General features: G+C 38.7%; 11 protein-coding genes. All 11 read left to right on the top strand.

All coding sequences use genetic code 11. The annotated features are described in order from the left end of the window. The first annotated feature begins 78 nt into the window (after nt 1–78). The 11 genes from BN988_RS02960 (at nt 79) to glnA (ending at nt 12,668) form a co-directional block, all read left to right on the top strand. A complete protein-coding gene (locus tag BN988_RS02960) occupies nt 79–642 on the top strand; it encodes an outer spore coat protein CotE (protein WP_036572975.1) in 564 nt (187 codons plus the stop codon). Nucleotides 643–896: 254 nt separating this feature from the next. Then, the gene (gene mutS, locus BN988_RS02955) at nt 897–3,488 is read left to right on the top strand and encodes a DNA mismatch repair protein MutS (RefSeq protein ID WP_036572974.1); all 2,592 of its coding nucleotides are present in this window, start codon (nt 897–899) and stop codon (nt 3,486–3,488) included. A 14-nt stretch (nt 3,489–3,502) separates the two neighbouring features. Continuing rightward, nucleotides 3,503–5,365 (top strand): DNA mismatch repair endonuclease MutL, encoded by a 1,863-nt coding sequence (mutL, locus tag BN988_RS02950; RefSeq protein WP_036572972.1) that lies wholly within the window; start codon nt 3,503–3,505, stop codon nt 5,363–5,365. 62 nt (nt 5,366–5,427) lie between these two features. Further along, on the top strand, nt 5,428–5,877 hold the full coding sequence (locus tag BN988_RS02945) for a Dps family protein (RefSeq protein WP_036572971.1): 450 nt from the start codon (nt 5,428–5,430) through the stop codon (nt 5,875–5,877). A 24-nt stretch (nt 5,878–5,901) separates the two neighbouring features. Further along, on the top strand, nt 5,902–6,837 hold the full coding sequence (gene miaA / locus BN988_RS02940; RefSeq protein WP_036572970.1) for a tRNA (adenosine(37)-N6)-dimethylallyltransferase MiaA: 936 nt from the start codon (nt 5,902–5,904) through the stop codon (nt 6,835–6,837). A gap of 36 nt (nt 6,838–6,873) precedes the next feature. Further along, entirely contained in the window at nt 6,874–7,098 is a 225-nt protein-coding gene (hfq, locus tag BN988_RS02935) for an RNA chaperone Hfq (protein WP_036572969.1), read from the top strand. Nucleotides 7,099–7,227: 129 nt separating this feature from the next. Next, on the top strand, nt 7,228–8,151 hold the full coding sequence (spoVK, locus tag BN988_RS02930) for a stage V sporulation protein K (protein WP_036572968.1): 924 nt from the start codon (nt 7,228–7,230) through the stop codon (nt 8,149–8,151). Between the two features lie 95 nt (nt 8,152–8,246). Further along, complete coding sequence (hflX, locus tag BN988_RS02925) at nt 8,247–9,482, top strand: GTPase HflX (RefSeq protein WP_036572967.1); 1,236 nt, start codon at nt 8,247–8,249, stop codon at nt 9,480–9,482. A gap of 9 nt (nt 9,483–9,491) precedes the next feature. Next, nucleotides 9,492–10,736, top strand: coding sequence for a methionine gamma-lyase family protein (locus tag BN988_RS02920; RefSeq protein ID WP_036572966.1), 1,245 nt, complete (start codon nt 9,492–9,494; stop codon nt 10,734–10,736). 134 nt (nt 10,737–10,870) lie between these two features. Continuing rightward, nucleotides 10,871–11,245 (top strand): MerR family transcriptional regulator, encoded by a 375-nt coding sequence (locus BN988_RS02915; RefSeq protein ID WP_036576294.1) that lies wholly within the window; start codon nt 10,871–10,873, stop codon nt 11,243–11,245. Between the two features lie 85 nt (nt 11,246–11,330). Further along, on the top strand, nt 11,331–12,668 hold the full coding sequence (gene glnA, locus BN988_RS02910; protein WP_036572965.1) for a type I glutamate--ammonia ligase: 1,338 nt from the start codon (nt 11,331–11,333) through the stop codon (nt 12,666–12,668). Nucleotides 12,669–12,697: the final 29 nt, after the last annotated feature.

Here is a 12,697-nt window from a genome sequence, read left to right as displayed (position 1 = left end):
TTTTTCACAAATCGCTATGCACTTTAGGTATTTGTCTTGCATAAAATGAGAATGAAAAAAGAGGAGGTAAAAGTAATTATGACTTTTCTTGAAAAAGACTATAGAGAAATCATTACAAAAGCCGTTTGTGGAAAAGGAAAAAAATTCACGCAAGCTTCTCATTCCATTACGCCATCTCATAGACCATCAAGTATCCTGGGGTGCTGGGTGATCAATCATTTATACAATGCTAAGAAGAAGTCCGAAGACACTGTTGAAATTAATGGGAGCTATGACATCAATGTATGGTATTCCTATAATGATAATACTAAAACAGAGGTCGTAACGGAGAGGGTTACCTATACGGACATAATCCCGCTTTCTGTTAAAGATGATAAATGTATCAATGATGAGTTTGACGTAATCGCAAAAGTTACACAGCAACCAAACTGCCTGGAATGTAAAATTGCAAGTAAGGGACACAAAATTGTTGTCGAGATTGAAAGAGAATTTGTTGTTCAAATTATCGGTGAAACAAAAATTGCTGTCCGTGTTGATCCTTCTGAGAACAACTTTGATGACGATGAAGACAATTGGGATTTTGAATTAACTGATGATGAACTGGAAGAAGTTGAACCAGATTTCCTTCATCATAAAGACTAATAAAAATTACGAGGGATAGTCTCTCTCGTAATTTTTTGTTTTTTAAGCTGTTTGTAAATAAGATTTCTAGTTAGCCAAATATAATGTAATGTTTTATCCCGGTGCAACCGTTAGTTTTTAGTGGGAGTAGCGGACGAACCCCCTACTGGTTGAAGTTTCACTTTATCTAGTTAGAAGCTTCTTGCAAATTCGTATGAGTAAGGGGATGTATGCTATACTATAGCTAGTATAAGATAGGTTTTGGAGGATGAAACATGGCAAAATATACACCCATGATGGAGCAATACTTACAAATAAAAGCAGCTTATAAAGATGCCTTTTTATTTTTTAGATTAGGTGATTTTTATGAGATGTTTTTTAATGATGCAATAGAAGCTGCAAGAGAGTTAGAGATAACCTTGACCAAAAGGGATCCTGGACAGAAAGAGCCCATCCCAATGTGTGGTATCCCATACCATGCAGCAGCTAATTATATAAAAATTCTTGTTGAAAAAGGTTATAAAGTTGCCATCTGTGAACAGGTGGAAGATCCGAAGACGGCTAAAGGTGTTGTGAAAAGGGAAGTTGTTCAACTTATAACTCCTGGAACAGTCATGGAAAGCACAATGCTTACCGAGGGAGAAAATAATTATATTGCCAGTCTCTCTCACTTTGAAGATGGCTCTTTTGTGATAGCTTACAATGATTTATCTACAGGAGAGAATCGACTTGCCCTTATCGAGGAAGGATTTGAAGCGGTCATCCATGAATTTTACAACCAGCCGATCAGAGAAGTTGTAATTCCATCCACACTACCCGAAGGTTTACAAAGTCAATTGCAAACACGCCTGCAGGTCACATTATCCTATCAGGACGAAGTCAAATTTAGTGCGGAATATCGCGACCTTAGTGAGAATCTTAATGATGAACGGTTAATGACAGCATTCAGCAGATTGCTCAATTATGTGCAAGACACGCAAAAACGGTCCCTTGATCATTTAAAACAAGCAGAAATCATTAATCGAAAAAATTATCTCTCATTGGATATGTACTCGAAACGAAATTTAGAATTAACCGAAACGATAATGAAAAAGGGAAAACAAGGAAGCTTGCTCTGGGTTCTAGATAAGACCGTAACCGCAATGGGATCCCGCATGTTAAAGAAATGGCTTGAACGCCCATTACTACACAAGGAAAAAATCGAGGAAAGACTTGATGCAGTATCGGCATTTTATGAACATTTTCTTGAAAGAGATACATTAAGGGAAACGTTGAAATCTGTCTATGACCTTGAAAGACTAGCTGGTAGAATCGCTTTTGGTAATGTTAATGCCCGAGACCTTCAACAGTTAAAAGTATCATTAGAAAAAATCCCGGGTATAAGGGAAACCTTAAATCAAATAGATCAGAAAGAGGTTGTAAACCTTGCAAACGACCTTCATTACCCTGAACATCTAGTAGCATTATTGAATGAAAGCTTGGTAGACGAGCCACCCGTTTCAATAAAAGAAGGATCTATCATCAAAGATGGATACAATGAACAGCTTGATACGTATCGTTATGCGTCACGAAATGGAAAACAGTGGATTGCTGAACTGGAACAGAGAGAGAAGCAAGAGACGAATATTAAATCACTTAAAATCGGCTATAATCGTGTATTTGGTTATTATATTGAAGTGACACGGGCGAATCTTCACCTCCTACCGGAAAATAAATATGAACGGAAACAGACTCTAACCAATGCAGAGAGATTTATCACACCAGAATTAAAAGAAAAAGAACAACTTATATTAGAGGCAGAAGAGAAAAGCGTCGAACTTGAATATCAGCTCTTTTTAGAAATTCGGGAAAAAATTAAGGGACATATTCCAGAGATACAATATTTGGCTGACATAGTAAGCAGGATAGATGTTCTTCAAACCTTTGCTACAGTTAGTGAAGTGAATAATTTTAAACGACCGAGTTTTAGCACAGAAAAGCTTGCTATCAAAAATGGCCGTCATCCTGTCATTGAGCAGGTCATGCGTGACGGGAATTTCGTACCAAATGATGTGGAATTAGATGCTGAGAAAAATGTGCTCCTTATTACTGGTCCAAACATGTCAGGTAAAAGTACGTATATGCGGCAACTTGCCTTAACTGTCATCATGGGACAAATTGGTTGCTTTGTTCCTTGTGATGAAGCTGAATTATTATTGTTTGACCAGATATTTACTAGAATTGGAGCTGCCGATGACCTAGTCTCAGGACAAAGCACGTTTATGGTAGAGATGCTTGAAGCAAACCATGCCATCTCGCATGCAACAGATAAAAGTTTGATTTTACTAGATGAAATAGGTCGGGGAACAAGTACCTACGATGGAATGGCGCTTGCCCAGGCGATAGTCGAGTATATCCATGATAATATTCATGCTAAAACATTATTCTCCACCCATTATCATGAGCTCACTTCATTAGAAAACTCACTGGATCGCTTGAAGAACATTCATGTACGTGCAGAAGAGTATGAAGGAAATGTTGTCTTTCTCCATCAAATAAAAGAAGGTGCAGCAGACGAAAGTTATGGAATTCATGTAGCAAAGCTTGCTAATCTTCCGGAAACTTTAATTGAACGTGCAAATCTTATATTGCAACAGCTAGAAGGGGAGCAAAAGGAAACGAAAGCGAAAGAAGAGTTACCAGCGTCTGATCAACTGTCCTTTTTCGTAGAAGAAAAGCGTGAAACTTCGAACTCCCGTAGTGAAAATAATCCGATAGATACGAAGCTGATAAAACAATTACAAGAGCTAGACTTATTTGACATGACACCAATGGATGCCATGAATACCTTGTATCAATTACAGAAAGAAGCAAAAAGCACGAAATAGAAAGGATTGTTAGTATGAGCATTGTGCAAATGCCCGATGTGTTAGCCAATAAGATTGCTGCTGGTGAAGTAGTAGAACGCCCTGCTTCTGTCGTAAAAGAGCTGGTAGAAAACAGCATCGATGCAAATAGCACATGGATAAAAATAGATATATTGGAGGCAGGGCTTCAGCAAATTAAAATCACCGATAATGGGGATGGAATGGCAGAGGATGATTGTGAGCGCGCCTTCCTCCGCCATGCAACAAGTAAGATAAAAGATGAGAACGATCTTTTTCATGTAAGGACATTAGGATTTCGTGGCGAGGCGCTGGCTAGTATTGCCTCTGTTAGCAGACTTACCATTCAAACGTCGCAGGGTGAGGAGGCGGGCACACTTCTCCAACTAGAAGGTGGCAAGGTTACACGTAAAGCGAAAAGTGATGCGCGCAAAGGCTCGGAGATTCTTGTTGAAGATCTATTCTTTAATACGCCTGCTAGATTAAAGTATATGAAAACAATCCATACAGAACTTGGACATATAACAGACCTACTAAACCGGTTATCGCTCTCCCATCCTGAAATTCGTTTTGAAGCCACCCATAATGGGAAGGGCCTGTTTAAATCCCCGGGTACAGGTGATCATTTACAGGTCATTTCAAATGTATATGGTATGGGAATTGCCAAGCAAATGCTTTGGATAGAACGGGAGACACTGGATTTTTCAATTAAAGGCTATATTGCCAAGCCTGAAGTTACAAGGGCATCAAGAAGTTATATATCTACCATGATCAATGGGCGCTATATTAGAAGTATTCCACTGTCTCAATCAATTCTAAGAGCCTATCATACTTTATTGCCAATTGGAAAATATCCTATCGTTGTACTAGATATTAAGATGGATCCAATCCTTGTCGATGTAAACGTTCATCCAACGAAGCTTGAAGTACGTTTTAGTAAAGAAAAAGAATTATTCCAGCTTATAGAAGAGACCATACGGGAAAGATTTAGACAACTAACGTTGATACCTGAATTACAATCAAAGTCTATTGCAAGAGAAAAAACAGTTCAAAATACGATGGATTTTGAACAGAAAAAAGCAGAATCGGTATCAGACCAAACTTGGAACAACATGGATACAGTTCGAGAAAACATTTTTGATCAAGAGCAAGCAGCGGTTAAAACAGAACCTCTGACAAGCAAGCTTTTCGAAAAAACCGAAGAGCAAAAGAATCGAAACGTGTATACAGAGGAATTGCCAGAGGAAAAACTGTCCGAAACCGAAATGGACAGCACGGAACCTAAACAACAAGCACAACGAGTGCCAATGATGTATCCAATTGGACAACTCCACGGAACCTACATTATGGCACAAAATGAAAACGGGCTTTATATGGTGGACCAGCATGCTGCCCAAGAACGTATAAAATATGAGTTTTTTAAAGCAAAACTTGGTAGTACGAACAACGAAGCGCAAGAGCTTTTGTTGCCGTTAACCTTTGATTTTTCTAAACAGGAAGCGATATTTATTGAGCAATATAAAGCAGATTTAGAAAAGGTTGGCCTGTTTTTTGAGTCCTTTGGACAGCATACTTATGTGATTCGCTCACACCCTAATTGGTTTCCGAAAGGTTTTGAAGAAGAGGTTATTAGGGAAATGATGGAGCAAATAATGGCGGACGAACGTATCAATATCGAGTCGATTAGAGAAGAGGCTGCTATTATGATGTCTTGTAAGCGATCGATTAAAGCAAACCATTATTTAAATCAGGAAGATATGTTTCGCTTGCTTGAAGACTTAAGACAAACGACGGATCCATTTACCTGCCCTCATGGACGGCCGATTATTGTGCATTTTTCTTCTTACGAGCTTGAAAAAATGTTTAAAAGAGTTATGTAAAAATGAATAAACCGAATGCGCCTCGCCGATGATAGAAAAAAACGATCACCGAGGTGGATTTAATGGAAAATCAAAGACTTATTAATTTTCTCAATCAATTATTGTCCAATCATTTTGTCCTATATGTCAAATTACACCGATATCATTGGTACGTGCAAGGAAGACATTTCTTTACATTGCACGAGAAGTTTGAAGAGATGTACACAGATGTTGCGGAAGATTCGGATGAAATTGCCGAGAGAATTTTAATGATAGAGGGAAAGCCGCTTGCTACTATGAGTATGTATATTAAAGAAGCGACATTGGTGGAAGCCAGTGCAGATGACAAAGAAAGTGAATTAATAAGTCAGTTGTATGATGATCTTACACAACTTAATAAGGAAATACGCTCAAGTGGCCTTAAACTTGCAAGAGAATTGGAAGATGGCCCGACAGAGGATTTACTTTTAACGATCCAAGCAAAGACGGAGAAAAGATGCTGGATGCTTAGAGCGTATATGGCATATGATTAAACATTTAGGATTTAGGGGATAATAATGGAACAAACAGTAATCGCGATAATAGGTCCAACAGCAGTTGGTAAAACGAAACTCAGCATTGAGGTAGCAAAGCAATTTGACGGAGAAATTATTAGCGGGGATTCAATGCAAGTTTATAAGGGTATGGATATTGGGACTGCCAAAGTGTCAAAAAATGAAATGGAAGGTATCCCCCATCACATGATAGACATTAAGGAGCCGTGGGAATCTTTTTCTGTTGCTGAATTCCAAGCAAGCGTTAAAGAACACATAGAGGAAATTAGCTCAAGACATAAATTACCCATTCTCGTAGGAGGAAGCGGTCTGTATGTACAGGCTGCTTTATATGATTACAATTTTGCCAATGTAAAGCGAGATATTACCATCTCAAGGAAGCTGGAAAAACAAATGGAAGAAGATGGAGCGAATGTCCTGTACAGTAGGTTAAAAGAATTGGATCCAGTTCAGGCTGCAAAGACGCATCCAAACAACGCTAGACGTGTGATTCGAGCGCTTGAAATCTATGAAACAACGGGAATGACTATGTCAGAGTGGCAAAAAACACAGCAACTAACTTCTCCATATCAGCTTTATTTAATTGGGTTGGAGATGGATAGAGAGCTCTTATATGACAAAATTAATCATCGTGTAGATCTCATGGTGCAACAGGGATTGGTAAAAGAGGTTCAAACTCTATATCAAAGGGGATATACAGATAAGCCTTCCATGAAGGGGATTGGTTACAAAGAGTTTATTCCTTATTTTGAAAATCGCCAGTCTCTTGAGCAAACAATTGAAATACTAAAGCAGAATTCTCGCAGGTTTGCTAAACGCCAGTATACATGGTTTAGAAACAAGATGGATGTCAACTGGTATTCGATTAAACCTGAAGAGGCTAGGGAAAAATCCAGACTTATTTTACGCGATATTGCAGGATTTCTTCAAGAAAAGTAGAAATGAATATATAGATAGAAAAGAGGAGGAAGGAAAATGGCGCAAACAGTAAATATTCAGGACCAATATTTAAACCAATTGAGAAAGAACCATATTGCGGTGACTGTGTTTCTGACAAACGGTTTTCAATTACGTGGAGTCGTGAAAGCATTCGACAATTTCACCGTTCTTTTAGAAACCGACGGAAAGCAGCAGCTGATATTTAAGCATGCAATTTCCACATTCGCTCCTGTCAAAAATGTAACGTTGGAAAAAGAATAAGTAAATTTACGGGCGCTAAGGGCGCCCGTTTTTCATTTGCTCTTTTATTAGCTGCATTCTTAAGATTATTGGGCTAATGTCACAACTTTTATGCCTCCGCGTATAATGAAATGACGGAGGGATGAAGGCATGGAAACACAGTTAATGCGTAGTAAAAGCAACCAAATCAACATCATTCTTCAGGATAGAAAAGAGGAAATTAAGGCAATTCCAAATAAGCAAAATCGTTTTGCTGAGAGTAATTCTTTTAAACACATTGACAGTGAGTTTTCCTCATTTGTCGGGTTGCATGAGCTAAAGCAGAAAATAAAAGAAGTCTATGCTACGGTAGTAATCAATGAAAAACGAAAGCAAGCAGGTTTATCGTGTTCTAAACAAGTACTTCATATGCTTTTCAAAGGTAATCCCGGAACAGGCAAAACAACCGTTGCTCGCAAGCTCGCCAAAATTTATTTTGATATGGGCCAATTATCAAAAGGTCATTTTATTGAAGCAGAAAGAGCAGATTTGGTTGGAGAATACATCGGGCAGACTGCTCAAAAAACGAGAGCGCTTATTCAAAAAGCAATGGGTGGAATCCTATTTATTGATGAAGCTTATTCGTTAGCACGCGGTGGAGAAAAGGATTTTGGGAAAGAAGCAATCGATACGTTAGTTAAGCATATGGAGGACTATCAAAACGACTTTGTTCTTATTCTTGCGGGCTATCCTTCTGAGATGGAACGATTCTTATCTTTAAATCCAGGTCTTAAATCGCGCTTTCCGTTCATTCTGGATTTCCAAAACTATGAAGTTTCCCAGTTGATGGAGATTGCAACCCAAATGGCAGCTGAACGTGAATATAGATTTACAAAGGAAGCAAGATATGAACTAAGGGAACGGCTTACGAGAAAGATGCAAGAGGAGGAGCGGAATTTCTCCAATGCACGTTATGTTAGAAATGTGATAGAGCATGCTATCCGTATGCATGCTGTAAGACTTCTAACAGAAGAACATTTTACAACGCACGATTTAATTCATCTAACGCGAGAAGATCTTTCAAGCAATAACTAGCTAGTCTCAATTTTGTGCTCGATTGCCAATTTTGGTAAGATTAAACTAGCGAGAACACTGAAAACAATACACTCATCGAAAGAAAGGATGCAGTTATGTCCGAAAAAATTCTTATAATTGCCGTAAATAAAAAACAGCAAAATGAAGCAAAATTCCAGTCCTCTTTAGATGAGCTTATTTCCTTAAGTGAAACAGCGGGTGGGAACGTAGAGTCTATAATGACTCAAAATAGAGATCGAATCGACCCTGCTCACTATATTGGTACAGGAAAAGTACAAGAAATTAAGGAAGCCATCACAGAACTTGGTATAGATTTAGTTATTTCCAATGATGAATTGTCAGCTGGCCAATTGCGGAACCTAGGGGCAGAATTTGGTGTGCGGATAATTGACAGAAGTCAGCTAATTCTTGATATTTTTGCCCAGCGTGCGAGGACCAAGGAAGGTAAACTTCAAGTTGAATTAGCGCAACATGAATACACTTTGCCGAGACTTCGAGGCCAGGGGATTGAAATGTCCCGGCTGGGAGCGGGTATTGGTACGAGAGGGCCAGGCGAAACCAAACTTGAATCCGATCAACGTCACATAAGAAGAAGAATCTATGATATTAAAAGAAGACTAGAAACGATTGTTCGTCAACGGGAGCAATACAGAAAACGAAGAAAATCAAATGAAGCTTTTCAAATTGCCATTGTCGGGTATACCAACGCAGGGAAATCAACATTGTTTAATCGTTTGACAAATAGTTCATCGCTTGAGGAGAATCAATTGTTTGCTACATTGGATCCACTAACACGGCAAATTCAATTACCTTCTGGTTTTCAAGCGCTTATTACAGATACAGTAGGCTTTATGCAAGACTTACCAACAGCCTTGATTGCCGCCTTTCGGTCCACGTTAGAAGAGGTGAAAGAGGCAGACTTTTTATTACATGTCGTGGATGTTTCCCATCCTGATCAAGAACAGCAACAAGATACGGTTATCAAGCTTTTAGATGAATTGGATGCGGGCTCCATTCCCATGCTTACTATCTACAATAAAGAAGACCGTCTTAATGGGGAAGAAGTTATCCCTATGCAGCATCCTTACTTCTTCATGAGTGCTTATCAACAAAAAGACATTGATAATATGCTCTCCAAAGTAGAAACGATTTTGCAAGAAATATGGAAACCATACAACGTCCAACTGGGTCCTGAGGAAGGAAAACAATTAAACAGACTAGAGCAAGAAACACTTATTATACGAAAAGAGTTTGAGGAAACAACAAACCGGTATGTATTACAAGGCTATATTAAACAAGATCACCCTTTAAGGGGCTTTTTAGAGGAGTAAAGACATTACATGATTAAAGATATGATACAAAAGACAGAAGAAGATTGTGCTATTCACCATAAAAGTATTGAAGAAGTTCGAGAGTTAAATCAGAAACGAGTACTAGATGCCTTTAAAAAACACCGGGTTAGTGACAGCCATTTTCATTCAACAAGTGGCTACGGGTACGACGACATAGGAAGAGAGACACTCGAAGCCGTCTATGCAGAAGTATTTGGTGGCGAAGATGCGCTTGTAAGACCGCAAATTGTATCAGGTACCCACGCTATTACAACAGCATTATTTGGACTCTTAAGACCACAAGATGAATTACTTTACATTACGGGCAAACCTTACGACACGTTGGAAGAAGTTATTGGCATTCGTGGTGAAAATACAGGTTCACTAAAAGAGTTCCAAATCCATTACAATCAAGTCGATTTAAGGGAAAATGGAACGGTGAACTACCAGGGTATAAAAGAAGCCATTTCTAATCAAACGAAGGTTATAGGTATTCAACGATCAAAAGGCTATGATGATCGCCCCTCCTTTACGATTGATGAAATACAAGAAATGATTTCTTTTGTTAAAGGGATAAATGAAAATCTTATTATATTTGTTGATAATTGCTACGGGGAATTTGTAGAGAGTAGAGAGCCATTGCATGTAGGGGCAGATATTATTGCTGGCTCTCTTATAAAGAACCCAGGCGGGGGGATTGTAAGAGCTGGTGGCTACCTTGCGGGAAGTAAAGAACTAATTGAGCAGTGTGCTAACCGTTTAACAGCACCTGGTCTAGGAAAAGAGACGGGGGCAACTTTTCATACGCTTCAAGAAATGTTCCAAGGCTTCTTTCTAGCTCCGCATATTGTGGGAGAAGCGTTAAAAGGGGCAGTTTTCACTTCTCGCTTTTTAGAACTGGCTGGTTTTGAGACAAGCCCGCACTACCAAGAGAAAAGAACAGACCTTATTCAATCCGTTACCTTCAGGGAAGAGCAGCCGATGGTACGCTTTTGCCAGGAAATACAGCGGAACTCGCCAGTGAATTCTTTTGTAACTCCATACCCTAGCGAAATGCCCGGTTATGAAGATAAAGTGATTATGGCAGCAGGTACATTTATTCAAGGGGCCAGCATTGAATTGTCAGCGGACGGCCCTTTAAGACACCCATTTACAGCCTTTGTTCAAGGAGGCTTAACGTATGCGCATGTTAAGCTAGCGCTAGTAGCATCTGTGGAAACATTGACAAAAGAAGGTTTAATAAAGAGAAGTTAGGGTATTAAAAAGAAGTAGAAACTTAATTGTGTGAGAAAACCTTACATCGGGTTGACATATTACCTGACATTTCATATAATATAACTAATTCGTTACAAGGGGGTCATGAATTGAATGATCAAGATAGACGTTCCATGCCCTTATTTGCAATTGGTATTGTAATGAAGCTTACAGAACTAACTGCAAGACAAATAAGGTATTATGAAGAGCATGATCTAATCCATCCAGAAAGAACAGGTGGAAATCAACGGTTATTTTCTTTTAATGATGTAGACAGATTACTTGAGATAAAAGACCTCTTAGATAAAGGTCTGAATATCGCAGGGATCAAGCTTATGCTTCAAGAGGAAATGGTCGAGACAAAAGAAGTGTTGCCAAAGCCAACATCAAACGAATTGTCAGACAAGGAACTTCGAAAAATTTTACGAACAGAACTTACCGATGCGGGCAGACATGGTAAAACAAACCTGCGCCAAGGTGAATTATCCAGATTCTTTACCAATCATTAATAATGTATAGAAAATATGGATACATAGCTTAGCTTATATAACCATATTTTTTATTCAAATATATAAATTATTAGGAGGAGAAGGAATGGGAAAGAAATTATCAAAAGATGAAATCATGAAACAAATTAAAGAAGAAAACGTGAGGTTTATCCGTCTTCAATTTACAGACATGCTAGGGACAATCAAAAACGTTGAAATCCCACTAAGTCAATTAGATAAAGCATTAGATAATAAAATGATGTTTGACGGTTCTTCTATCGAAGGATTTGTTCGCATTGAAGAATCTGATATGTATTTATATCCTGACCTGGATACCTTCGTTGTATTCCCATGGACTTCAGAAAAAGGTAAAGTTGCCCGTTTTATCTGCGATATTTACAAGCCAGACGGCACGCCATTTGAAGGGGATCCACGCTATAATCTAAAGCGTAACCTTAAGAAAATGGAAGAGCTAGGGTTTGATGCTTTTAATATTGGTACAGAGCCAGAATTTTTCCTTTTCAAATTAGATGAAAAAGGAGACCCTTCCCTTGAACTAAATGATAGAGGTGGCTATTTTGACTTGGCTCCTACTGATTTAGGGGAAAACTGTCGTCGTGATATCGTACTTGAACTTGAAGAAATGGGCTTTGAGATTGAAGCATCCCATCACGAAGTTGCACCTGGACAGCATGAGATCGATTTTAAATATTCTGATGCTGTAAAACATGCTGATGATATTCAAACTTTTAAACTAGTAGTTAAAACAATTGCTAGAAAGCATAATTTACACGCTACATTTATGCCGAAGCCATTATTCGGCGTTAACGGATCTGGGATGCATGTTAACATGTCTCTATTCAAAGACGGTAAAAATGCCTTCTTCGATGAAAAAGGAGATATGCAACTAAGCGAAACGGCTTATCAGTTTATTGCAGGCACAATCAGTCATGCGAAAAGCTTTACTGCTGTTACGAACCCTACAGTTAACTCATATAAAAGATTAGTTCCTGGCTATGAAGCTCCTAGTTATATCGCGTGGTCCGGTTCTAACAGAAGTTGTCTAATGCGTATTCCAAGTTCACGTGGAATTAGCACACGGGTAGAAGCGCGTAGTGTTGACCCATCTGCTAATCCATACTTGGCATTATCATCCCTACTTGCAGCAGGCCTAGACGGGATTGAGAAGAAAATGAAAACACCAACTGCCGTAGACCGCAATATTTATGTTCTTACAAAAGAAGAGCGTGAAGAAGCTGGAATCGAGGATCTACCTAGCACATTAGCTGGTGCACTTGAAGAACTTAAAAAAGATGAGGTTATCGTAAACTCACTTGGTGAACACTTATTCGAGCATTTTGTTGAAGCAAAAGAAATTGAATGGGATATGTTCAAAACGCAAGTGCACCCATGGGAAAGAGAACAATATTTAAGCACGTACTAAGCTTTAAAGAAGCTTTTAAGTACGCAACT

Origin of the sequence: Oceanobacillus picturae, from assembly GCF_000612865.1 — a bacterium.
Classification (GTDB): Bacteria; Bacillota; Bacilli; order Bacillales; family Amphibacillaceae; genus Oceanobacillus_B; species Oceanobacillus_B jordanicus.
This window is presented reverse-complemented; position numbering and strand designations above follow the sequence as displayed.